A 22,514-nucleotide genomic window follows, 5' to 3' on the forward strand; every position below is an offset into this window, starting at 1 on the left:
GTTCGGGTGTTTAAATGATACAACGCGATACCCTAGCGCGTTTCCGCCCTTTATAAAGCTTTATAAACCCCTTCCTGACGCGGTTATCTCTGATAGCCGCCTCATCATTCATTTGTCTTCAAAAAAGACGCAAATGAAAATCTTTAAAGCCCTTTAAAAGGGAAATGCGCTGCCCCGGCATACACTGCTGCCATGATAGTCAATGGAGGTGCCATGAAACCCCTGCATATTCTTAAGCCAGGCCACTATATTACCGGAGCCGGTGACCGGGTGACATTTAGTGAAAACGATTTGCATGTCTGTGCGAATGCCTATGATCCGGCTTTGCATGAAGCGCCGATAGTGATCGGTCATCCGACGACCAATGCCCCAGCTTATGGCTGGATCAAACGGCTGTCTGCGCAAGGACGTGATCTGATAGCCGAACCACAACAACTGGAGCCGACATTTGCCGAATCCGTGGTCAGTGGGCGTTACAAAAAACTCTCTGCCGCATTTTATGCGCCGGATTCACCCCATAATCCGGTGCCCGGTATTTACTATTTGCAACACGTCGGTTTCCTGGGTGCCCAGCCGCCGGCGGTCAAGGGCCTTAAGCCGGTGACCTTTAGTGAAGGCGAAGAAGGGGTTGTCGTGTTGAATGAAGACATGCAGTGCGATCACGATCCGCTGTCTGGCAAAGAGCAGGCGTTGACCTTCAGTGAGGGCAGCAAAACCCAACCACTGGTTGATGCCGTCAAGTCTCTGTTTACCAGCGCTACCCCGCTGGTTGATTTTAGTCAGCGGGCGGTGCCGGGAAGATGCAACACGCCGCAAAACAGTCTGACCTTTAGTGAGCGGGCATCCGATCCGGATACGCTGCATCAACAGGCCATGGCGCTTAAGGCGCGTGAGTCCATCCCTTACGAAGCGGCGGTGAAGCGCTGCCTGACAGGAGAGTCCTATGTCTGATTATTTAAAAAGCAAACGGGCCAACGACCCGGTGCTGACCCACATTGCCGCTGAATACCGCAACACCAGCCTGATTGGGGAAAAGCTGTTTCCTCTCGTCAGGGTAGAAAAAGAAGGCGTTAAGGTGCCGACCTTTGGTAAAGGACGCCTGGCGTTGTATGAAACCAAACGCGCGGTCGGGGCCAACAGCAATATCCTGTTAAGAGAAAAACAGGCGTTCACCGATATCGTGCTCGATGAGCATGATTTAGCGGTGCCGGTCGATTACCGCGAACAGGCGGAATCGATGTTCAATGAAGAAATCAAGGCCATTAAACGCGCCACCGACGGTATTTTGCTGCGCCATGAGCAGTATGTGGCGGAGCTGGCGCAATCGACCTCGGTCTATGCCAGCAACGCCACCAAAGCCTTGACGGGAGAGGCGGCCTGGAACAAGAAAAATGGCGATCCGCTGAAAGATATTGAAGCCGGTATGGAAGTGGTGCGCGCCAATATCGGCCTGCGCCCCAATGTGATCACCATGGGGGCCAGTGTGATGGCGCTGTTGCGCTTCCATAAGGTGCTGCAAGACGCACTGGGCGGGAATGAACGTAAGCGTATCACCACCGAGATTTTAAAAGATTTATTTCAGGTGGATGAGGTGCTGATTGGCGCACCGGTCCAGCTAGACAAAGACGGTAAAAGCACCACTGACCTGTGGAAAGACAACCTGATGCTGCATGTGGTCAGTCCCGCCTCCGCGGGCAGTGATAGCGCGGATGAGCATAGGCCGTCCTTTGGCTACACCTTCCGCCGTCAGGGAATGCCGCTGGCCGACCGCTTTGATAGTGTCGGCGGCAAGGTGGTGAATATCCGCTACACCGATATTTACAAGGTAGCGGTGGTCGGCAGTGAAGCCGGTTATCTGATTAGTGGCATTAAAGGAGCGTAAGCATGGTCACGCAACAGACAGTCTTAACCACTACGATAGTGGCAGCTGAAGCATTAACCGCCCATCGTCTGGTCGGTTTTGACGGCAAGACGTACAAGAATAATGGTGTGGAGTTAGGCGTCGCTGAAGTGGCGGCTAAAACCGGCGACAGCGTAGCAGTTAATGTGCTGGGCATTCTGGCGGTGGAAGCCGGTGGGGTGATTAGCGCGGGACAGATTTTAAAATCGGATACGGAGGGGCGGGTAGTGAAAGAAACCCCGCCAACAGATGGTTCGCTGCCGTTTTCGACGGTCGGGGTATCACTGGATGCGGCCACCGCCGCGGGCGAGATTATCCGCATGGTCAGAGGTATCTGATGGCCTACTGCACCCCCGACGATATCGGGCAATTGCTCTCAACCCATACGCTGGTTCAGCTGACGCAGGATGTCTCTGTCGATGGTTTGACGGGGGGCCGGCTGCCCAATGCGATTAACGACAAGGTGCTGAACGACGCTATCCGCTACGCCGATGAGTTGATTGATGCCCATCTGCGCGGTCGTTACGTATTGCCACTGGAAACCGTTCCCACGGTACTGCGCGATATGGCGGTCAATCTGGTCAGCCATCGATTGTACCTGCGTCGTCCCGAAGGCCAATTGCCGGAAGCCATAAAAGAGGTTTATCGCGGCAGCTTAAAAATGCTGGAAGCCTTGCGCGACGGCAAATTAACGCTCGGGATAGCGGGACAGGGGCAAGCGATACCGGAGCCAGGGGCCTTTCATGTTCATGCCTGTCCGGCGCGCTTTAGCGGCCCCGGCGGCTTACTGGAGGACTTTGAATGACGCTCGATATCATGCGCGCCGTCCTGGGCCTGCTGACAAAACGCTTACCGCAGCTGGAGGTCACCTTCTTCCCTGAGCAGCCGGAACGCTTTCATCTTAACCATCCACTCGGTGCGGTGCTGCTCAGTTTTGCCCGCTCACGTTTTGGCGACATTCAGGATGTGGGCATGGTATTCCAGCCGCGGGTGCTGCATTTCACGCTGACCCTGGTGATGCGCCAGCTTAACGGTAATGACGGGGCGATTGCCACCTTCGATACCCTGCGTCAGGCCGTGGGGGGCTTTATGCCGCCGGACTGGCGCCGCCCACTGTGGCTGATAGATGAGGTTTTTTTGGGACAATCCGAGGGCTTATGGCAATACGCGCTGACGGTGGCGACCGAAACCTGGTTTGTGCAGGACGCCCCGCCGGAGGCTTTACCGCGTACCCGGGAAGAGTTCATGAAGAAAGAGAATAACGAGGTGGCTTATGGCGAAGTTTCGCTACAACGGTGAATCCCCGAATGGGGCTCCCCTGCGTCTGGCTGATGGCCGTACCCAGGATGTGATGTTTTATCCCGGTCAGGTGGTCGATGTGCCGGTCGATCATCCGTTTATTGTCTCGCTGGAAGCGCAGGGCTATCTGACTTTTCTGGGCTTTGATTATCCCGATGCGCCCCCTGAACCGCCAAAACCGCTGACGGATTTTGAACAGCGCTTACAGGCCGCTCAACACCCAACCGGCAAAATGGCCCGTTATCGTTATGACGGCGAACAGATGGGGGGTGCTTCATTACGTTTACCGGATGGCCGCATCCTGGATGTAATGTTCTGGCCGGGTCAGGAAGTGACCTTGCCGATGGATAACGATTATGTGCTGGGGCTGGAAGCCCAGGGCTATTTAACCTTTCTGGATCAGAAAGCAGAAACCCCCGTCGACTCCATCGTGACGGCACCGTTGTCACAGGCCATCACATTGTCGAGCGACACCGTGACGCTTCCCGCTGATGAGGCCAGGCCCGTCGACGCGCCGGTCAGCACAGCGTTATTGATGCCCGCCAGAAAACGCGGCAAAGGGCCAGCAGACACAAAAAGTAACGAGGTCACCCCATGAGTAGAGAACACCATCACGGCGTTGATACGCTGGAAATTGAACGCGGGTCCCGTCCGGTCAAAACGGGAAAATCGTCCGTGATTGGGCTGGTCGGTACTGCGCCGACAGGCCCGGTCAATACCCTAACCCTGTGCCTGTCGGAAAAAGACGCGGCGCAGTTTGGTGATGAGGTGAGTGGATTTACTCTGCCGCAAGCCTTGCGCGCTATCTATGACCACGGTGTCGGGACGGTTCTGGTAGTCAATGTGTTTGACCCAAAAAGCCATCAGAAAACGATAACCGCGGAAAGTGTCACCTTCGATAGTACGCACCACAGTGCCACACTGAGCCAGTTACCCGTGGGCGATATGGTGGTGAAAAGCATCGATGGGCAGACCACGTTTAAGGCAACGACCGACTATACCGTGGCATCCGCAACGGGCAGAGTCACTCGCGTCACCACCGGCGGCATTGCACAGGGTGGCACGGTCAGTGTGACCTATAACACCCCGGATGTATCAAAAATTACCGCCGCTGACGTTTTGGGTGCCACCAATGCCGCCGACCAGCGTACCGGTATGAAAGCGCTGGAAAATGCCGACAGCCTGTTTGGTTATCGCCCCAAATTACTGATTGCACCGGGCTTCTCGCATTTTAATGCCGTGGCCACCGCCATGATTGCCCTGGCCGACCAATGTGAGGCCATCGCCTATATTGATGCCCCAGCGGGGACGACGTTTGCCCAGGCGATAGCCGGACGGGGGCCACAAGGCACGATTAATTTTAATACCGCCTCTGATCGGGTACGCCTGTGTTATCCGCAGATCAAGGTCTATGACAAGGCAACAAACCAGACTCGCCTGGAGCCTCTTTCGGCGCGCGCGGCGGGTCTGCGGGCCAAAGTTGACCGTGAAAAAGGGTTCTGGTGGTCGTCTTCCAATCAGGCACTGATGGGCATTGTCGGCATTGAGCGCCCGTTAAGTGCGCGCATTGACGATGCCAATAGCGAGGTCAATCTGCTTAACCAGAACGGCATTACCACGGTGTTTAACAGCTTTGGTAGCGGATTACGCCTGTGGGGCAACCGCACCGCGGCCTGGCCGACCGTGACGCACCTGAAGAATTTTGAAAATGTGCGGCGCACCGGGGACATGATTAATGAGTCTATCCGCCATTTCAGTCTGCAATATATTGATCGCCCCATTAATCAGGGGCTGATTGATGCGCTGACCGAATCGGTCAATGGCTATGGTCGTCGGCTGATTGCCGATGGGGCGTTGCGGGGCTTTCACTGCTGGTATGATCTGGCGAACAACACCAAGGATGCGCTCAGTCTGGGGCAGTTGAAACTGAATTACAAATACACCCCGCCGCCGCCGATGGAGCACCTGACCTTTGAGACGGAAATCACTAATGAATATCTCACCTTCCTGAAAAGTGGGGTTTCCACATGAGCGTGACGCACAGGATCAATAAGATAACGATAAGGAGGAGATGATGGCGGGCAATGCACTGCATTTTATAACCAATGCCAACGTCTACCTGGACGGCAATAGCCTGCTGGGTCGGGCAAAAGAAATCAAGCTACCGGAAATCAACGTGGTGCAGCAGGAGCATCAGGCGCTGGGGATGATTGGCAAAATTCAGTTACCGGCAGGGTTTGACAAGCTCGAAGGAGAAATTCACTGGACCAGTCTGTATGAAGAGGTGGCACTGCGTACCGCCAATCCCTTCAAGGCGTATCCGCTGCAATGTCGCGGCAGCCTGCAGCGCTATAACCCGGCACAGGGTCGCCAGGATGAACTGCCGGTGGCGGTGTTTATGACGGTGATGTTCAGCAAAAATAGCCTGGGCAGCTTTAAGCAGCATGAGGTGCCGGAGATGAGCAGCAGTTTTACCTGCAGCTATATCAAGCAGGTGATGGATGGCCAGGTGCTGCTGGAGCTGGATGTGATCGCCAATATTTTTAAAATCAACGGTGAAGATATGCTCACCGATTATCGCGCCAATCTGGGCGCTTAACCTGACAATCCGAGGAGTGATGATGACAGACCGTATTCATTATAGCTTGCAATACCCTTATGCCCTGGGCAGCGGTGAAAGGCTGACCCAGGTCAGCTTAAACCGGCTCAAAGTCAGTGACATCAAGGCGGTACGCCGCTTAAGTGAAAACGTCAATGACTGGGACAGCCTGTTGATTGCCCGCATGACCGGCCTGATACCGGAAGATATCGACAAGATGGACCTGGTGGATTATCAACAGCTGCAAAGCCACTTTCGCCAGTTTGCGGGGCTGGATGCAGTCGCCGAAGGCGCTGCGTCAGGCACAGGCGCTGTTGGCGAGATGGTTCCGCTGGCAGCCGAGTGAGCTGGATGCGCTGACGGTGGTGGAGTTTGAGGACTATTTACAGGAAGCCGCGGCCCAAATCCGGCAGGAACACGGGCAACGCGGGGCAAACCGATAAAGAGTGATCGGGTGTAACAGAGGCAGGTGACGCGGTGTCGAGCATATTTTCGATTGGGGTGGTGATCAAAGGGGCGGTGGCCGGTGCTTTTCGCTCAGCGATGGGCGATTCACGGCGTAGCCTCAATAGCCTGGGTGAAACGACCCGTCGCCTGCAATCCCGCCAGCAGCAACTGACCCAGGCGGTAACACGCTACGGTCATTTGGGCGCACAGGCCGCCCGTAACCTCAATAGTGAGCTGGGTCGGGTGGGTTAGACACTTTCCCGTCTCGAGCAACAGCATCGCCGTTTGCATCGCACGCTGATGGCCAGTCAGATGGCCGGGCAACAACGCCACGCCCTGATGGGGCAAGGATTGGCGTTAGGGGCCACCACGGCGGCAGCGGTGGGCGCGGTCGCGCCGTCTGTCAAGCAGTCGATGACCTTTCAGGACAATCTGGTCGATATGGGTATCACCGCCGGTTACGACGGAGCCACCCAGGCCGCACTGGGCAAAGATATCCGCGCCTGGAGCCAGCAATACAACCAGACCCAGGCCGATTTACAGGCCGCCACCAGTGCGCTCATTGGCAATAACATTGACAGCCTGGACGATATTCGTGCCTATCTGCCACATATCGCCCGAGGCGCAACCGCCACCCGCACCTCCGCTGAACTGTGGGCGCAGGCGGCGGTGACCACCCAGCAGTCGCTGGGCATTGCGGCAAAAGATTTTGCTGCGGTACAGAACATCATGGCGCAAGGGGGCAAGGCCGGGTCATTTGAAATTGCAGACCAGGTGAAGTGGTTGCCTGAGCTGGCCCCACAAATGGCCAACATAGCCCAGGGTAAAGCGGCGGTGGCCGAGATGGTCGCTGCCTTGCAGGTAGCCAAAATGGGTGCCGGTAGCACCGATAAAGCGGCGAACAATTTTAATAACTTTCTTGAAAAACTGTATGCCCCGGAAACCCAAAAACGTTTTGGGGATGTCGGTATCGATATTGAAAAATCCTTGATGCAGCAAAAAGCGCACGGGATTTCGCCGATTGAAGGGATGATGAATACCCTGCAACGCTATCTGGCGCAGAAGAGTCCCGAGGCGCTGGCACAATTTAAATCGGCGATGGCGCTGCAGGACGATACTGCCCACGATAAGGCGTTACTGGCCCTGCAGCAAAACTTTGGCTTAGGTGAACTGTTTGCCGATATGCAGGTGATGGCCTTTGTGCGTCCGATGCTGGCCAATATGGACAAGTACCGGCAAATCCGCGCACAAGCCCTGGCAGCCGCGGACAAGGATGTATTAGGCAGTGACTATAAAAAACGTCTTGAATCACCGATTGAGCAGATGAAAAAGCTGGGTATCGCCAGTCAGGATTTGTCGCTGAGTCTCGGTGATGCCCTCAAACCGGCGGTAGGGAGTTTAGCCGCGACGGTACTCCCTTATGTGCGCGCCGCCAATGCCTGGGTCAAAACCCACCCGCAACTGATTAGCGGTATCGCCAAAACCGTGGGCGGTCTCCTGCTGTTTAAGGGCGCACTGCTGGCTGTTCGTCTGGCACTTAATTTGCTGGGTTCATCGATACGCCTGCTGTGGGGCGGGTTTACCCGGCTGCGTACCGGCTGGTTATTACTCCAGAGTGCTTTCGGCATGGGTGGACGCTTAAGCCGCCTGGCGGGTGGGGTAGGTCGATTGGGTAAGGTCTTGGCCGGTGGGCTGGTGACGGGCCTGCGCCTGGCCGGACAGGCGCTGCTGTGGCTGGGGCGGGCACTGATGTTTAACCCTATCGGCCTGACTATCACCGCAATTGCCGCCGGCGCTTACCTGATTTACCGCTACTGGACGCCGATAAGCGCTTTCTTTCAGGCGCGTTGGGCTGAGGTGAAACAGGCGTTTTCCGGCGGTATTGCGGGCGTTGGCGCACTTATCCTTAACTGGTCGCCGTTGGGTCTGTTGTATAAAGCCTTCGCCGGTGTGATGGGGTATTTCAATATTGAACTGCCCGCTAATTTTACCGATGCGGGTCGCCAGCTGATTGAGGGTCTGGTCAACGGGATCAAGAGTCGTTTAACCGCCGCCAAAGAGACCATTGTCCATTTTGGTGACAGTGTGTCGGGCTGGTTTAAGGAGACGCTCGGCATACACAGCCCCTCAAAGGTCTTTGCCGGATTGGGGGATAATATTGTGCAGGGGGCGGTGCTGGGCATTACCCGCACCACGCCCGCGTGTGCCCCACTGGCCTGATACCCCGATCTCCCCTGCCGGTCAGGGGAAGGCATTTTCAGGCATACAGATCACCTTTGCGCCGCAGATTGTGATGAACGGTCAGTCGCAGACGACCCCGGCGGCGTTGCGTGATGCCTTGGCTATCAGTGTACGTGAGCTGGAAAAACGCCTGGCGCAGCTGATGCACCAACAACAACGGCGGGGCTTTTACTGATGCTGGCGATCCTGGGTGAGATTGAAGTGCAGTTACAGACCGGCTTTACCGCGCTGGAAGCCACCCTCGGCGGTGAGTTTGCCGAGCAGGCGCGCATTGGCCGTAAACCGGGTCTGCAGTGGGTCGGTGACAAGTGCGATGAATACAGTTTAAGTGTGCGGTTTCATCAGCAGTACTGTCAACCGACCGCGCAATGGCAACGGCTACAGGCCGCCTGTCGTGCCCATCAGGCACTGGCGTTTGTGCTCGGTAATGGCGAGTACCTGGGGCATTTTGTGATCAGCACGCTCACGGGCCGCACGGTGTTGGCGCATGCCGACGGGTTTGCCCAATGCCTGGAGGTCGATATCAGTCTGCGTGAATTTACCGGCGATCTGCGCCAACCACTTAAGCCGCCGGCGATGGCCACGACACTGAACAGAAAAGCCACCGGGCTAACCCGGACGATCGCCACCGGTACACCGCTATCGCGGGCGGTGGGTCTGGCCCGTCAGGCGCAGTCGGCACTGGCCACGGCCTCACAGGCGATCCGGGTGGCGCGCCAGATGAAAGCGGATCCGGTCGCGGCGTTAACGCGCGTCCCTGGGGTCATGAATAGCTTAGGTGAGGTGGCCACCCCCTTGATACAGGCGCACCCGTTGTTGGCCGGCCTAGAAGCCCATTTCCCTGCGGCCAGTCACCTGACCCGTGCGGCGGGCAAGGTGGCGACCACGGCCAGCGAGGCGAAAAACACGCTCAGTGCCCTGACCCCCAGTACCGGCCAGGCACTGCCCGGTGCACTGGATACGGTGGCCGGTCAGGTGGGCGGTGCCCTCAGTACCTGGAACGACGTCGCACCGGTGCTGAGCCGTCTGACGAGCCATCTGGTGACGCGCCGCTAAAGGAGAACAGGACGATGTCTGCAAGCCAACATGAACAGGAACATAACCCAGGCCTCTGGCAACATATTACCCGTGAGGGCGAGCGCTGGGATACGCTGGCCGCCCACTATTACGGTGACGCCTTGGGCTATGTGCGGATCATTGCCGCCAATCCGGCTATTCCGATCACACCGGTGTTGCCTGCCGGCATCACCCTGGCTATCCCGCTGATTAACACCCAGGACAGCGTGGAGGAGACACCGCCATGGTTACGTTAACGACACAACGACAGCAGGCGGTACCGACCCCGACCTGGACCCTGCATTATGGCCAAAAAGACATCACGCACGATATCACCCCGGACGTGCTCGGGATCCGCTTTACCGATCAGCTCAGTGGCCAGTCTGACGAGCTGACGGTCGAACTGGAAGACAGCGCCGGGCATTTGAGCAGACCACCCTGGCGGCCATCGCCCGGCGGATTGCACAAAAACACCACCTGACACTGGAAGGGCAGATTGCACCGCTGCCCCTTGATCGGGTGACGCAGCAACATGAAACCGACCTGGCTTTTTTGCGCCGTCTGGCGGAGGAATACGGCTATATCGTCAAAGTTACCCCCCACACGCTGGTTTTTTCTGAACGTATCAGATTGCGAGAAGCCTCGCCGGTTAACGTCATTACCCCGCAAGCCGTCAGCCATTACAGCCTGCGCGATACGCTTAACCGTATCTATCAGCAGGGCAAGGTGAAATACCAGGACAGCCAGCGCAAACAACTGGTCACGGTCGGTATCAAGGCCGATGGCACGATAGGCGAAGTGGCGCGAGAAACGGCGCCTCAAAAACAGGGACGTTCAACCAGCGCCGATACCTTAAGACTGCACAGCCGGGCACGGAGCCAGGAAGAAGCGACCGCCAAGGTGTGCGCGGGCCTGAACCGGCATAATGAATATCAACGGGTGGCGACGGTAGCGCTGGCGGGCAATACGGCGTATCGAGCCGGGTTAACCGTGCGGCTTGACGCTTTTGGTCGCCTGTCCGGGGTGTGGCTGATGACGGAAGTTCGCCATGCCCTGTCGCGCCAAAGCGGTTATACCTGTGAACTCACCCTGGGCCAGGGGCCGATGGCGCGCACGAACAGGAAAACGACTCGCGCGGATCAGTCGGCGACCCAACAGGTGATTGGGGTAAACGCCGATGGCAGCGTGGGTCCGCTGAATGAAAAAGAGACGATACGCGGAGAAAAAAACAACGATGAAAGGACTGCAATTGATGTTCGGTACCATCAGCCAGATTGATGAGCAAAACGTCAGGGTACGGGTATGGCTGCCGACCTGTGATAATCTGCGCACCGCCTGGCTGCCGGTATTGCAACGCAATACCCAGAATAACAAGGATTACGGGCTACCGGATTTAGGTGAGCAGGTGAGTCTGCTGCTGGATGCTGACGGCGATGACGGCGTGGTGTTAGGGGCGGTGTATTCCGATGTTGACCCACCCATAGTGGCAAACCGCGATAAACGGCGGGTGGATTTTGCCGACGGGACTTTTGTCGAGTATGACCGCAAAAACCATGCGATGGCTATCGGGGGCGAGATACAGACCCTGACGCTGACCACCCAGGCCTCTGTGCTCATTCAGACGCAAAACGCGACGGTGAAGGCGAGTCACACCCTGTTACTGGATGCACCAAACACCGTCGCGACGGGCAACCTGACGGTGCAAAAGCAACTGACGTACCAGGGCGGCATGAGCGGTTCGGGCGGCAGCGGCGCGACAGCCATCATTGACGGCACGCTCCAGGCCAGTGGTGATATCCAGGCGGGTCGGGTGTCGCTGCAACACCATCAACACAGCAACGGACATGACGGTAAGCCCACCGGCAAGCCGTTATAAGCGAGGGGGAACACGTTTGATGAACATAATGACAGGTCCTGGCACCGCAGACTGGCAACCCGCGCTGCACGCGCCGGGTGAACGGGTCAGCGGCGTCGAGGATATTCAGCAGTGTCTAAGACTGATTTTAGGCACCCCGAAAGGTAGCGACCCGCATCGACCGGATTTTGGCAGTGATCTGCATCGCTATCTGGATATGCCGGTCGAACGGGCCTTGCCGCATGTGGTACGGGAAACGGTGGAGGCCATCAGACGCTGGGAGCCCCGATGCGAATTACATCAGGTCACGCTGGAGGCGCAGGGTGAGCGGGTCAATCTCCTGCTGCGCTGGCGACTGCCGGGCCGTCAGGCTTATCAACAAACGGAGGTGGCATGGCGTTAACCCTCGAGAAGCCGGTTTTTGTTGCAGCGGATGCGCAGGCCATTACCCGCGAGATGATTGCCGCCTATGAAGCGACCAGCGGTAAAACCCTGTGGCCGGCGCAGGCCGAGCGGTTATTGATAGACCTGTTTGCCTACCGGGAAACCCTGGTGCGCAGTGCCATTCAATCCGCCGCCGAACAAAACCTGGTGGCCTTTGCCCGTGCCCCGATGCTGGACTATCTGGCCGAGCTGGTCGGCGTTTACCGTTTACCGGCTCAACCGGCACGCACCACGGTGCAATTTTCACTGGCGGTTCCGCCCTCAGTCACGATACCGATACCGGCAGGCACACGGCTCAGCGCCACCGACAGTCTGATATTTACCACCGACAGCGAGGTCAGGCTGACGCCGACGGCATCAACGGTGACGGTGAGCGCCACCTGCAGCGAGGCGGGGATACAGGGTAATGGCTGGCAACCGGCGCAAATCAGCACCCTGATGGAGGCCATCGATGACGGGGATATCCAGGTGACCAATACCACGCCGAGCGCGGGCGGCTCAGACGCTGAAGACGATGAGCATTTACGCAACCGTATTCGTCTGGCCCCGGCGTCCTTCAGTACCGCCGGTTCACGCGAAGCGTACCGTTTTCATGCCATGAGTGCCCATCCGGGGATTTGTGATGTGGCGGTGACCCGACCCAAACCCGGCACGGTCAACCTGTATCCGCTGCTGACCAGCGGGCTGCCGGACAAGACGGTACTGAGTCTGGTGACGGCCCTGTGCTCGGAAGAGCGGGTGCGCCCGCTGAACGATACCGTGCAGGTGCTGGCCCCCGAAAAAGTTGACTATGCCATTACCGCACAACTGACCTGTTATGCCAGCCAGCCGGGGAAGCCGGTACTGAAACAGGCGCGGCAGGCCGCCGAGCAGTATGTCGCCCGCCAGGCTAAACAGCTGGGACGGGATATTGTGCCGAGCCAGATTATCGCGGCACTCTCGGTACCGGGGTTTACCGGGTGCAACTCACGAGTTTCAAGACCCTGGAGCCGACGGTACTGTCTGCCCAGCAATGGGCGCATTGTAGCGACATTCAGTTAACCCTGGGCGCGGAGAGTGCTGATGACCGATAACAGCCTGTTACCGCCGCTGCTGGCGGTAGAGAAACATTTTCAGGCGCTGGCAGCACAGGCCGCACGGTTACAGCAGATTGACCTGACGCCGCTGCTGGTTTATCTGCTGGATATGACCGAGGCGTCGGCCTTGCCCTGGCTGGCTGAACAACTGGCGTTAACCGGGGTCAATGGCTGGCATTTAGCAGAATCGGATGATGCGCGCCGGGCGATGCTGAAATCGGCCATCACGCTGCATCGCTATAAGGGTACCCCCTGGTCGATTCGTGCCATGATACGGGCGCTGGGGTTTGGGGAGGTGACGATAACCGAAGGGGGAGCGGCGCTCAAACAGGAACAGGCAACCGCGTATCCTGATAGCGAGACGCACTGGGCGCTGTATCGGGTGGTACTCAATACGTTGATTACCAATGACCAGGCGGCCAAATTACGCGAGACGCTCGCGGCGTTTGCGCCGGCGCGCAGCGAACTGGTGGCGCTGGATTATACGGCGGTACCGCTGCGCTATAACGCTCAGACGACCTACAGCGGGCGCTATAATCATGGCAGCAGTTAATAGTATGCAAAAACACTTAATCAATAGACAAAAAAAAACTACACTGTGACTAAAAAAACCACCAGGATGGAATCAGACCCTATGGAGAACGATGAAATGAGCTATTTAAAAGAAACGGCTGCCTGGGAAGACGGTATCTACCAGATAGAGACCTCCGACCCGGTATTGGGTGGGCCAGATGGCATCACCAACCGACCCGCGCGTGAACTGGCGAATCGTACCGCCTGGTTAAAGCAGCAATTAGAAGAGGCCGAAGCGGCGTTGACTGCGCATACGCGCTCGAGAAACCACCCGGATGCGAGCGTAAGTGAAAAAGGTTTCGTCAGGCTCAGCAACGCCAATCAGAGCAGCAGTGAAACGGAAGCGGCGACTCCGAAAGCGGTAAAAATTGTCAATGACAGGCTGAACGCGGTGATCGACAGTGCACCCTCAACATTAGACACCCTGAATAAACTGGCAAAAGCCATCGACAATAACCCTAAATTTGCTGAAAAACTCAATCAGCTTCTTGAGCAGAAGTTATCAAAAAATGACAACGGCGCCGACATCCCAGACAAAAATCTTTTTTTAAAAAACCTTGGTTTATTGGAAACGGTAGATTGTGCAAAAAACGCACTGGATAAACGAACCGGCGGAACTATCAACGGAGGTGTCACATTAGGGCAAAATTTAACCATTTCATGGGGCGGCAGAAGGGCCACTTATCATGAAAACGGTGATATTACTGGCCCACTCTGGGGAGGGACTTTAAGAGGATGGCTTGATAATACCTTTGTGCGTGATATTCGATTAGGAAGTTTAGAAAGTGTGGCGGCATGGAATGGCCCCGGATATTACGATCAGGCCGGTTATGTCTTAACGGGTGCCAGCAATTTCAATCACGATCATTATATTGATACTCTTTACCGCCGCCCTTTACAAAAAAATATTAATGGTCAATGGATGAATGTGAGTAGCATATAATGCAAAATATTAAAAACTTTAAACGATATCACCCTGATTCTGTTGATAAAAAATGTCTAGAATACGCTGTTGGTGCGATTTTTCTTATCTCAGAAGATGATCAGGACTGGTATGAGTGCCAGAAGTTATTTCAGCCCGATACGATGAAAGTTGAGTATGAAACCGACGGGATTATACGCTCAATGGGCTACGATATCAGTGCCTTCTGTCCCGATGGGTGCAGCATATCTGAAGTATCCGAATGGCCTAAAGAGGCCGCCCATAACCGAAAATGGTGTTTTATCGATGGTGAGGTTGTTCCACGTGTTTATACCGCAGATGAACTTATGGAGCAAGCTACCCATAAGCGAGATTATCTACTTGAACAGGCAGCAAAAATTATAGCCCCGCTTCAGGACGCCGTAGACCTCGACATGGCGACAGAAACCGAAAAAGCGGCACTGTTGGCCTGGAAAAAATACCGCGTGCTGCTAAACCGTGTCGATATCAGCAAAACGCTGGATATTGCGTGGCCGGAAGCTCCGAAAAGATAAAAACTTTATGCTGCCCTGACAATGTAGTTAAACGCGACATTTCGCGGCCTTGTTTCTGAAGCGGTTCTCAAACCAGACTGAAAACTGGCTGAGCAATCAACAGCGAATACGCCGCTGGTTCCTCCAGTAATGCTACTACTGGCCATTCTTCTTCCCATTTTGAAAATCCCACTGGCTGATGATTGACCGACAAACTGAATGCCGGTTATGTTTCCAGTGAAATTTTGAAGGGTATCACCTTGTACGCTTAATATTTTGCGTCCGTTATCCACTTTTCGTCCTGCATCCCAGCCCCGAATAAATTCGCCACGTAAATCAGGGAGCTTTCCCGACGGGTAAGCCAGCGCTAAAAGTGGACATTGTTTTTTATCGAAGCGCTCACCGTTACAGATACGCCAACCTATCGGCGGTTTTTCAGTAGGCCAAGGCAGAGGAACGCCGACAGGGATTTCGACACGCAATACTTCGGGAGTAACAGCATGAACATCTGTAGCGGTTAGCTGCACATCCTGAGTCAGCGTTTTGCCGTTAATTTTACGCTGATTGGGTGTTGCATTTTTAGCCAAACTTATTATTTCCAATAAACCAAGGTTTTCTGTAATGAAGAGTTTTGCTAACATTTTGACCAAAAGCAGCGATGACAAGGCTTACAGAGGGAGGAGAAAGGGCTAAAATGGCAAAAATAGGCTATATGAGGGTGTCAAAAAATGACCAAAACACCGATTTACAGCGAAAATCACTCATTTGTACAAATTGTGAACAGATTTTTGAAGATAAAATCAGCGGAAAAATAGACCAGAGACCCGGATTAAAACGGGCACTAAACGCACTGAAATCGGGTGACACATTGGTGGTCTGGAAGCTAGATAGACTGGGTCGCAGCATTAAACATTTGATTACTTTAATATCCAAACTGGAAGATGAAGGTATTCATTTTCATAGTTTGACGGATTCCATCGATACTTCTTCGTCAGCAGGTCGTTTTTTCTTTCATGTGATGAGTGCATTAGCACAAATGGAGCGAGAACTAATTGTTGAACGTACTCAGGCAGGTTTAGCCGCAGCGAGAAGCAGAGGACGTATCGGCGGTAGACCTTGCTCATTATCTTCTGCACAGCAAGAGCAGGCTAAAAAATTACTTGAGTCCGGCCATAGTAGAAAGCAGCTGGCGTTACTGTATGGAGTTTCATTGACCAGCATCTACAAATATTGTCCCGTTGATCGTACCACTCAAACAGACCAAAGTGCCTCCGATGAAAAATGACAGTGTAATTTCGTTGCACTGATGGAAACAAAAGTAGCCTGCCATTTATCGCACGTTTTGGCTTCAAATATCGCACGCCGCATCAATTGAGACTCTCCCAGATTTCCAGTTCATCAAATAAAGATTCGATTTCCCCTTTGTCGCTCGACTCCATTTGTGAAGTAATGCGAACACCTTTTCGGGTCATATCATCGGCGACGGTATCGACCGCCGCACCAATGATCCACGATGAGCGATAAGCATATTCGAGTAATAACCGGTTTCGACTTGTCCAGTCAGGGCGATAAGTTGAATCCGCATGTTGATTGGGGGTTTGCATCCCGACACGGGCGGTAAAATTCTCATACCCGTCAGCCGTTTTTTGAGAGTGTGATTTTTTCTTTTTTGTCATGCGCTTCTACCCAGTAGTGTCCAGATTTCAAGTGCCGTGTTCATTGGGGCAAAGTTGATCATCACTGAATCGGCTAGATTGGGTGACTTTGTCCCATCGGGTTGTTTATCTATTACGATTTTTCCCACCGCGTTAATGGAATAGGTTGGCTGCGATAATTCAACGATGAGTTTGTCTTTGAGTCGCATTGCGCCATTAATGGCAATCAGTTCATCCGGTTTGAAGGGTTGTTTTTCGACTACCGCTCGGTAAACATTTTGGAAGCGTTTGCGTAAATGCCACCAACTTTGCGCTTTGGCATTGGCAAAAAAATCCTTGTTTAATCGCGCATTCTGGCCGTCAAATCCGGCGATCGCTTCTTTGTCTGGGTCAAACACCCCGCCACTGCCGCGAAACGGCACGGCGTCAATACGTGCGGCGCTTTTTTGTCTGCGCTGGTCATTGATAATTCGCGCATCCCCTCTTACGCCCGCACCTAACCCATCCTCATCAAAGCGAAAACTCTCAAGCTGATACTTATCCGCTAACTGAAAAACGGTTTCAACGCTGCCGAAAATATCGCTGCCTTTTCCTGACCACTCTTCGATACCCTCAAGCAAAAAACCATGCCGCCAAGAAAAGGCGTTCTTGTCTCTGCCCTCATCCGCCACATCAAAGGCCCCTAGACGTATTCCGGTTGGGTTAATGCCAAGTTTCGTATGGGCATCAATTGCTGCTTGTACCCACTCTGCCGGAATCAGCACCCCTTCAACCGACGCCTGATAGTTCAAATCCAACTCTTGCGCCACAATGACCGGATTATCAATTTTCTGGCATTCTTTCTCGTACCATCCATCATCCTTGCGCGGGTCACTTCGCCAGTGAAAGGTAAACACCGGAATACGGCCACTATGACGTTTTTGGGCAAACGGATTAGCCATGCCGTTAACCGAGCTCAAATCAATGCGGCAACGGGTGGTTTGCGATAAGGCAGCATCAATCAGTAACGGTCTGGGCAAAAAGGCGGCTTCATCGACGAAATAGAGTGTCGTGCGGTCACCCCGTCCGATATTGTCCCCTGCTTCACCCTTGATAATGGCACCTGTGTTTGGGAAATTGACCCGCATGTAGGGGGCGTGTTTTTTCGCTTCCCAACCGCCCCTAAACTCTTGAGGTAACGATTCCACAAACTTGCGCGCTTTCCAAAATAGCGCTTTCGGATCACCGGTGCTGTCAACGTACTCTTCTTTGCGGGAGCCAAAGCCAATCACCATTTCCTTGTTGAAGAGACATAACGCACAGGCTAACGCAATTGACGTCCAGCTTAAGCCCATTTCGCGGCTTTTTTCGGTAATGCCATTTTCACGCCCACGCCAGCGGGTCATTATCCAGTCAATCCAGGCTTCCTGTTTCGGGAACAGCAAAAAAGGAATAGTCACCGGTAGTCCATAATCAATATTGCGCGGATCTGTTGTCATGCCCCAGTCGATAATAAACTGCGCGGGATTATCCTTGTAAAATCGGGTTAATAGTTCAAAACTTTCCGGCTGCTCCCGAAGACGTTGTAGTCGCTCCGCGCGCCACTTAAACACCTGGACATAATCCGGCTTTTTAAAGTCAAAAGGGAACGGTAATGGCATAGGGATTTGTCCAGAAAAAAGCGAGTCAAAAAAATATATCGCACATAACTGCGTACATAAAAAATAAAAACAGGAAATTAATTAACGTAGTATATTGATATTAATACATAATATTTATCTAAATATTATTTCTAGTAAAAATAAGTAAGCGATTTTTAGCCCTTTACCCCATCAATTTTTTATAGGCTTCTGCCGCCTGTTCGGGGGTCATCTCATGCGTGATTAATTCAACCTGATTATGTGAAGTTCCTGAATGTTCTATTTTCTGTTTATTGGTATACGCGTCACCACATTCTTTAGCTGCTTGCTCTATCATTTGCGCCGTGAGTAAAAAATTATCCATCGATTCTGTTCGAATCGCCATACGGTTTAACACACGCAGTCGATACGCTTTATTGGCAATAGGAATATCACTAATCTCTTTTTTGAATCGCTCTCGCGTGAAGTGAAAGAGATCAACCCATTTTTGACCAAGGCTTTTTCCAATCGCTTTTGTGGGGTCATAGGAAGAGACCTGTTGTACGGTGAGCGTTAATCCAAATTCCAGTTTCACCTGTTTGAGCACCTGAGTTGGCCTATCGAAACAGGCTAACGACTGCACGATGAAGGCCTTAACCTCTGGAGATAATGCCGCCATTGGTTACCCCTCCTACTAAGTTAATATAATTTATTCTGGTTAATTTCAATCGAAAACACGTTTACTGATTTATTGACACTGTGTTTTGATGTACTGCTGTAAATATTCTGTCTGCTTTTCGTTCTCAACTATCATTTCTCTGCTCTTCAATTCGCTTTATTGCCTGTTTGTCAAGATTACACTGTTCAATCACTGTCAGTAACTGCTCATTGAGTATCAGGCTATCACGTCATGTCATCATACCCGCAATCGCTGGCGGCAAGCAGTCAGCGAGTAGGTGAGAGGGTATCGGAATGTGAGGAATCTGAACGTATTCGATTTGTGTGCTGCTGCAACTCGACAACAGCACCATTAGGGATAATGCGATTGGCGCAATCCCGATTGGCGACATGCGTTTTAATTGCTGCTTGTGTTGCTTCAGAGTCAACCGCTTTACGCTGACGGGTTTCACTATTAATTCGTGCAATATCATTGATTACCCTTATTGACTGAAAAGCATTAGTCGTGATGGCTACCTGTTTATTGAGGTCAACAGTGAGTTTTTTATTTAATGCCCTGACTTCGTTTAAGGATGTCAACAACCAAGATGCCCATAAGATTAGTCCTGCAATAATCACTACGACAAATGCGTAAGGTCGCCATAACATATTACGCTCTCTATTTCTCGACGGGTCATTAACCCTTTCCAAACTTCGCCTTTTACATAAACCCATCGTTTCATCTCGTCACAAGCACCCGTTCGGTCATTTGTGTTGAGCTTTTTAAGCAAGGTGGATTTAGCAAAATTGCCGACGCCCACGTTGTAGGCAAATGAGTAAAGGGCTGCCTGAGTGAGCGTATTGATACTGACCTTAATCAACGGGTCAACATAACGTTTAACCACTTTCAAATCGTCATCAAGCCACTTGTTGCAATCTTCTTTGGTGTAAGTTCGGTTACGCTCAATATCGTTGCCTGTGTGCCCGTAACAGACGGAAAGCACACCACCCCCATCGAAATAGGGTTTGAGTCTCAACCCTTCAAAATGGGTTATCATGCTTGAGGCTAGAAACAACGCACTACCGCCTGTTGCCATCACTATTTTTTTCGATATTTTCATACTGACGCTCCTTGAGTTTGTACTCCTTTTTGTGCGGTAGTACACGTTGATTAAAAATGTCCCTATCGTGCAGACAATACCGACAATAGCCACCTTTCCTTGATGTGGATGATGACCTATTGGCATTTCTGGAAAAACAAGGTGAGGAGTGCGCTAAAGAAATTTACAAGTCGAATACGGTTAATAGAGAAAATGCTTATAAACTGCTGAATATCTTGACACTCCTCAAGGGTAAAAAAACCTAAAATGGTCGTCATAATGCCCCAGAGATAGGCCGTTGGGGTTGAGTATTTTTCAGGCATGCGCATATACCCTCCTTGTTGAGGGTTCCATTGCTTGGATTAAACAGGGGAGCCAACCGCCTTACTCGTTTCGATTATTAGATTTGTCAGTATTGCGGTGGCGTAAATGCTAAAGCGAAATAAAGCCAGTTAAGCGACTGGCGGCACATATCCGTATTTGATATTGTTAAATCGTCAAATAAACCAATGTCAAAATAAGGAAAATTATGTCTGACCAAAAACAATCACCAAGTGAAAACAACACCCAATCTTCTAACGCCGGAAAACCCACGCCAGAACAAGGTGCTAAAGACTTCACAACAAAACGTATGGTTGTCGGGGATTCAGCGAAAAATATCAAAAAAAGTAATAAGTAATTGCAGATATTGTCATTGATAATATTGGAGTGAGGATTGTTGCGATCCTCACTCTATTTAAATGTTTTCTAATTTTGATGTTAATATCAATCAATTCATCCGCGGTAGCACATAAATCAATTAGCCGGTAACGCCGTATGAGCGTTAAGGGTTTTCTTTGCGCTTTGAACCCTTTGATTTCTAAATTTTTATAATCGGTATCACAAATGGCTTTGTAAGGTTGCGTATACAATCTGTTTGGCGAAGTAAACACAGCACCTCTAATATTTGGTCGTAAGCAGAACAAGACCAGATACCCTGCACAGAGCACCCAACACATCAGGAAGGTAGCTAAACCCATCGTTAAATACGCAAAAATTGGCTTTTGCGTTAAGAGCAAAAAAGCGGAACCGATACCCACTATCAAGATATTCAGCAGTTTATAAGCATTTTCTCTATTAACCGTATTCGACTTGTAAATTTCTTTAGCGCACTCCTCACCTTGTTTTTCCAGAAATGCCAATAGGTCATCATCCACATCAAGGAAATAATCACTTGGAAGTTTGTTCATCCCCACCCCACAAAAAAGAAAACCTCGCAAAAGCGAGGTGAGCAAAAAATACTTAATCGAGGTTTTATTTATCAGCGTACATTTCGGCTGGACGCAAAAATTCATCATGGGCACTTTAGCATACCTTTTGCGGCCGCACCAGTGTTTGATAACTGTTTGTATGATATTTGTACAATACATCGATATCTAATTGAATATCAAGGGTTTCTAAGCATCCCAAAATAAAGCCTTCCGCAATTTGCATTCTTTTTCGCACCTCATCCTCTCGTACCGCAAACTTTCGCGCGATAGCACGCTTGGATATCCCACGGATATAATAATCCTCGATGTAATTCAGCTCTCTCGCCATCCCCACCGTGTTAAGGCGACTGACGCACACATCAATCACTAACCCATCTGCATCACTGCATGATAAACGATTTGCCCCGGTAAACGGCATGAAGCGATCAAAGCCCGATGCCACCGGCAACCAACTTACCGCGGCATACGGATTACCCGCACACCAGCCGCCCCAGTGGAGTAGTATTTTCTTGATGTCTCTGCTCATGGTTTTTTCGCTCCTGTTGTGAACGGGAATGTTTTACTAATTTAATCTTCATATCCCCGTATGCGTCTGTAATGAGCATACTGCTTCTCCGCTTTCTCCCAGAATATTTTCGTCCCTTCTTCATGTTCCGATAACACTAAGTAAAACCATGTAGTACATTCTTCACACCTAAATTTCAAACGAACACCACTACGTTTAGGATTACATTAAATTAAGAGGTCAAACATGGATAACGAACAGTTAAGTAGGAAAACCGTGATTATTGACGGGAAAGAAATTGATAAAGAAATTGTTCATCACTGTATGGATACGGTGGAGCAAGCTGTTTTAGACGTTGTGACACATTTAGTGAAAAACGGTGCAGAAAAAGAAGACGTTATTAATGCTGCAAAAACTACCGCCGAGGCGATAGTAGTTGGAATGGTTTTTAATCTTTCTGGCCTAGCTTCTTCCAAATAGCTAAAGACTTCTTGCTGCCAGCATCCTCAATAATTTTTTGATAAACATCTTCTAGTTTAAGAACTTCAATAAGATATTCTTCAGGGGTAAATTTTTTATCACAACGTCTAAGGTATTCGACCGCTAAAGCGCGAGCATCGTATTTATAGCATACAAATTTTTCATTTTTATTGGACATTACTTTTTCCTTATAAGTTAATCGAACCATAAGGATACCACCTCGCCTGACGTGGTTAAAAGCAGGCAATGAATAAATTACGTTAACAAGCACCGCGCTTTAGCCCTTTTTACGGTGAACAAAATGCTCAGATATATCAATATTTC

The 22,514-nt window shown here is 51.9% G+C and carries 30 protein-coding genes and 5 pseudogenes; 23 read left to right on the plus strand and 12 right to left on the minus strand.

Annotated features, from left to right (window positions below; translation table 11 throughout):
* Positions 1-213 precede the first annotated feature (213 nt).
* From AACL31_RS10975 to AACL31_RS11070, 20 genes and pseudogenes are all read left to right on the plus strand, one after another.
* Positions 214-951, plus strand: coding sequence for a hypothetical protein (locus AACL31_RS10975; protein WP_310512660.1), 738 nt, complete (start codon positions 214-216; stop codon positions 949-951).
* Entirely contained in the window at positions 944-1,882 is a 939-nt protein-coding gene (locus AACL31_RS10980) for a hypothetical protein (protein WP_310512661.1), read from the plus strand. Before AACL31_RS10975 ends, AACL31_RS10980 begins: the two co-directional genes overlap by 8 nt.
* A 2-nt stretch (positions 1,883-1,884) precedes the next feature.
* Complete coding sequence (locus tag AACL31_RS10985; protein ID WP_310512662.1) at positions 1,885-2,238, plus strand: capsid cement protein; 354 nt, start codon at positions 1,885-1,887, stop codon at positions 2,236-2,238.
* The gene (locus AACL31_RS10990; protein WP_339053126.1) at positions 2,238-2,705 is read left to right on the plus strand and encodes a DUF1320 domain-containing protein; all 468 of its coding nucleotides are present in this window, start codon (positions 2,238-2,240) and stop codon (positions 2,703-2,705) included. Before AACL31_RS10985 ends, AACL31_RS10990 begins: the two co-directional genes overlap by 1 nt.
* Positions 2,702-3,199, plus strand: coding sequence for a Gp37 family protein (locus AACL31_RS10995; protein WP_339053127.1), 498 nt, complete (start codon positions 2,702-2,704; stop codon positions 3,197-3,199). Before AACL31_RS10990 ends, AACL31_RS10995 begins: the two co-directional genes overlap by 4 nt.
* A complete protein-coding gene (locus tag AACL31_RS11000) occupies positions 3,174-3,797 on the plus strand; it encodes a hypothetical protein (protein WP_339053128.1) in 624 nt (207 codons plus the stop codon). Before AACL31_RS10995 ends, AACL31_RS11000 begins: the two co-directional genes overlap by 26 nt.
* Positions 3,794-5,230 carry a phage tail sheath subtilisin-like domain-containing protein gene (locus AACL31_RS11005; protein WP_339053129.1) on the plus strand — a complete coding sequence of 479 codons (1,437 nt, stop codon included), beginning with the start codon at positions 3,794-3,796 and terminating at the stop codon, positions 5,228-5,230. The genes AACL31_RS11000 and AACL31_RS11005 overlap by 4 nt, the downstream gene beginning before the upstream one ends.
* A gap of 43 nt (positions 5,231-5,273) precedes the next feature.
* Positions 5,274-5,798 carry a phage major tail tube protein gene (locus AACL31_RS11010; RefSeq protein WP_290604206.1) on the plus strand — a complete coding sequence of 175 codons (525 nt, stop codon included), beginning with the start codon at positions 5,274-5,276 and terminating at the stop codon, positions 5,796-5,798.
* A 19-nt stretch (positions 5,799-5,817) separates the two neighbouring features.
* Entirely contained in the window at positions 5,818-6,144 is a 327-nt protein-coding gene (locus AACL31_RS11015) for a phage tail assembly protein (protein ID WP_339053130.1), read from the plus strand.
* A gap of 131 nt (positions 6,145-6,275) precedes the next feature.
* Positions 6,276-8,661 (plus strand): annotated as a pseudogene (locus tag AACL31_RS11020) (phage tail tape measure protein).
* A complete protein-coding gene (locus AACL31_RS11025; protein ID WP_310513020.1) occupies positions 8,661-9,542 on the plus strand; it encodes a phage tail protein in 882 nt (293 codons plus the stop codon). The pseudogene AACL31_RS11020 and the gene AACL31_RS11025 overlap by 1 nt, the downstream one beginning before the upstream one ends.
* 14 nt (positions 9,543-9,556) lie before the next feature.
* Positions 9,557-9,799 carry a tail protein X gene (locus AACL31_RS11030; RefSeq protein WP_310513019.1) on the plus strand — a complete coding sequence of 81 codons (243 nt, stop codon included), beginning with the start codon at positions 9,557-9,559 and terminating at the stop codon, positions 9,797-9,799.
* Positions 9,787-10,023 carry a hypothetical protein gene (locus tag AACL31_RS11035; RefSeq protein WP_339053131.1) on the plus strand — a complete coding sequence of 79 codons (237 nt, stop codon included), beginning with the start codon at positions 9,787-9,789 and terminating at the stop codon, positions 10,021-10,023. Before AACL31_RS11030 ends, AACL31_RS11035 begins: the two co-directional genes overlap by 13 nt.
* Positions 10,002-10,820, plus strand: coding sequence for a phage late control D family protein (locus AACL31_RS11040; RefSeq protein WP_339054011.1), 819 nt, complete (start codon positions 10,002-10,004; stop codon positions 10,818-10,820). The genes AACL31_RS11035 and AACL31_RS11040 overlap by 22 nt, the downstream gene beginning before the upstream one ends.
* Positions 10,777-11,418: a phage baseplate assembly protein V gene (locus AACL31_RS11045; protein ID WP_339053132.1), complete on the plus strand. Its 642-nt coding sequence runs from the start codon at positions 10,777-10,779 to the stop codon at positions 11,416-11,418. Before AACL31_RS11040 ends, AACL31_RS11045 begins: the two co-directional genes overlap by 44 nt.
* A gap of 19 nt (positions 11,419-11,437) precedes the next feature.
* On the plus strand, positions 11,438-11,800 hold the full coding sequence (locus AACL31_RS11050; protein WP_310513017.1) for a GPW/gp25 family protein: 363 nt from the start codon (positions 11,438-11,440) through the stop codon (positions 11,798-11,800).
* Positions 11,791-12,914 (plus strand): annotated as a pseudogene (locus tag AACL31_RS11055) (baseplate assembly protein). Before AACL31_RS11050 ends, AACL31_RS11055 begins: the two are co-directional and overlap by 10 nt.
* On the plus strand, positions 12,904-13,470 hold the full coding sequence (locus AACL31_RS11060; protein WP_310513015.1) for a phage tail protein I: 567 nt from the start codon (positions 12,904-12,906) through the stop codon (positions 13,468-13,470). Before AACL31_RS11055 ends, AACL31_RS11060 begins: the two are co-directional and overlap by 11 nt.
* 96 nt (positions 13,471-13,566) lie before the next feature.
* Positions 13,567-14,433, plus strand: coding sequence for a phage tail protein (locus AACL31_RS11065; protein WP_339053133.1), 867 nt, complete (start codon positions 13,567-13,569; stop codon positions 14,431-14,433).
* Positions 14,433-14,966 carry a tail fiber assembly protein gene (locus tag AACL31_RS11070; protein WP_339053134.1) on the plus strand — a complete coding sequence of 178 codons (534 nt, stop codon included), beginning with the start codon at positions 14,433-14,435 and terminating at the stop codon, positions 14,964-14,966. Before AACL31_RS11065 ends, AACL31_RS11070 begins: the two co-directional genes overlap by 1 nt.
* Positions 14,967-15,192: 226 nt before the next feature.
* Here the strand turns inward: AACL31_RS11070 and AACL31_RS21035 are convergent.
* Positions 15,193-15,415, minus strand: a pseudogene (locus tag AACL31_RS21035) (phage tail protein); the annotation flags it as partial.
* 224 nt (positions 15,416-15,639) lie between these two features.
* On the opposite strand from AACL31_RS21035, the gene AACL31_RS11080 reads away from it, so the two are divergent.
* Entirely contained in the window at positions 15,640-16,230 is a 591-nt protein-coding gene (locus tag AACL31_RS11080) for a recombinase family protein (protein WP_339053136.1), read from the plus strand.
* An 85-nt stretch (positions 16,231-16,315) separates the two neighbouring features.
* On the opposite strand, the pseudogene AACL31_RS11085 reads toward AACL31_RS11080, so the two are convergent.
* The 8 genes and pseudogenes from AACL31_RS11085 to AACL31_RS11115 all read right to left on the minus strand — a co-directional run.
* Positions 16,316-16,621 (minus strand): annotated as a pseudogene (locus AACL31_RS11085) (anti-CBASS protein Acb1 family protein); the annotation flags it as partial.
* Entirely contained in the window at positions 16,618-18,240 is a 1,623-nt protein-coding gene (locus AACL31_RS11090; RefSeq protein WP_339053137.1) for a TerL protein, read from the minus strand. The gene AACL31_RS11090 and the pseudogene AACL31_RS11085, both read right to left, overlap by 4 nt.
* Before the next feature lie 163 nt (positions 18,241-18,403).
* Positions 18,404-18,877 (minus strand): DUF2280 domain-containing protein, encoded by a 474-nt coding sequence (locus AACL31_RS11095; RefSeq protein ID WP_339053138.1) that lies wholly within the window; start codon positions 18,875-18,877, stop codon positions 18,404-18,406.
* A gap of 69 nt (positions 18,878-18,946) precedes the next feature.
* On the minus strand, positions 18,947-19,012 hold the full coding sequence (locus AACL31_RS21040; RefSeq protein ID WP_409014156.1) for a hypothetical protein: 66 nt from the start codon (positions 19,010-19,012) through the stop codon (positions 18,947-18,949).
* A gap of 131 nt (positions 19,013-19,143) precedes the next feature.
* Positions 19,144-19,524, minus strand: coding sequence for a hypothetical protein (locus tag AACL31_RS11100; protein ID WP_339053139.1), 381 nt, complete (start codon positions 19,522-19,524; stop codon positions 19,144-19,146).
* Positions 19,494-19,976, minus strand: coding sequence for a lysozyme (locus AACL31_RS11105; RefSeq protein ID WP_339054012.1), 483 nt, complete (start codon positions 19,974-19,976; stop codon positions 19,494-19,496). Before AACL31_RS11105 ends, AACL31_RS11100 begins: the two co-directional genes overlap by 31 nt.
* A gap of 57 nt (positions 19,977-20,033) precedes the next feature.
* A pseudogene (locus AACL31_RS11110) lies at positions 20,034-20,102 on the minus strand (hypothetical protein); the annotation flags it as partial.
* Complete coding sequence (locus AACL31_RS11115; RefSeq protein ID WP_339053140.1) at positions 20,093-20,284, minus strand: HP1 family phage holin; 192 nt, start codon at positions 20,282-20,284, stop codon at positions 20,093-20,095. The gene AACL31_RS11115 and the pseudogene AACL31_RS11110, both read right to left, overlap by 10 nt.
* A gap of 200 nt (positions 20,285-20,484) precedes the next feature.
* Between AACL31_RS11115 and AACL31_RS11120 the strand changes: the two genes are divergently transcribed.
* Positions 20,485-20,634, plus strand: coding sequence for a hypothetical protein (locus AACL31_RS11120; protein WP_339053141.1), 150 nt, complete (start codon positions 20,485-20,487; stop codon positions 20,632-20,634).
* Here AACL31_RS11120 and AACL31_RS11125 read toward each other — a convergent pair.
* Together AACL31_RS11125 and AACL31_RS11130 are read right to left on the minus strand one after the other, a co-directional pair.
* Positions 20,615-21,184: a hypothetical protein gene (locus tag AACL31_RS11125; protein WP_339053142.1), complete on the minus strand. Its 570-nt coding sequence runs from the start codon at positions 21,182-21,184 to the stop codon at positions 20,615-20,617. The genes AACL31_RS11120 and AACL31_RS11125 overlap by 20 nt on opposite strands.
* Before the next feature lie 115 nt (positions 21,185-21,299).
* Entirely contained in the window at positions 21,300-21,731 is a 432-nt protein-coding gene (locus tag AACL31_RS11130; protein ID WP_339053143.1) for an antiterminator Q family protein, read from the minus strand.
* A gap of 225 nt (positions 21,732-21,956) precedes the next feature.
* Between AACL31_RS11130 and AACL31_RS11135 the strand changes: the two genes are divergently transcribed.
* Positions 21,957-22,190 (plus strand): hypothetical protein, encoded by a 234-nt coding sequence (locus AACL31_RS11135; protein WP_310513069.1) that lies wholly within the window; start codon positions 21,957-21,959, stop codon positions 22,188-22,190.
* Here the strand turns inward: AACL31_RS11135 and AACL31_RS11140 are convergent.
* Positions 22,159-22,398: a hypothetical protein gene (locus tag AACL31_RS11140; RefSeq protein ID WP_310513645.1), complete on the minus strand. Its 240-nt coding sequence runs from the start codon at positions 22,396-22,398 to the stop codon at positions 22,159-22,161. The genes AACL31_RS11135 and AACL31_RS11140 overlap by 32 nt on opposite strands.
* Between the last annotated feature and the right edge of the window lie 116 nt (positions 22,399-22,514).

The organism is Arsenophonus endosymbiont of Crataerina pallida (assembly GCF_964020125.1).
GTDB lineage: Bacteria > Pseudomonadota > Gammaproteobacteria > Enterobacterales > Enterobacteriaceae > Arsenophonus > Arsenophonus nilaparvatae.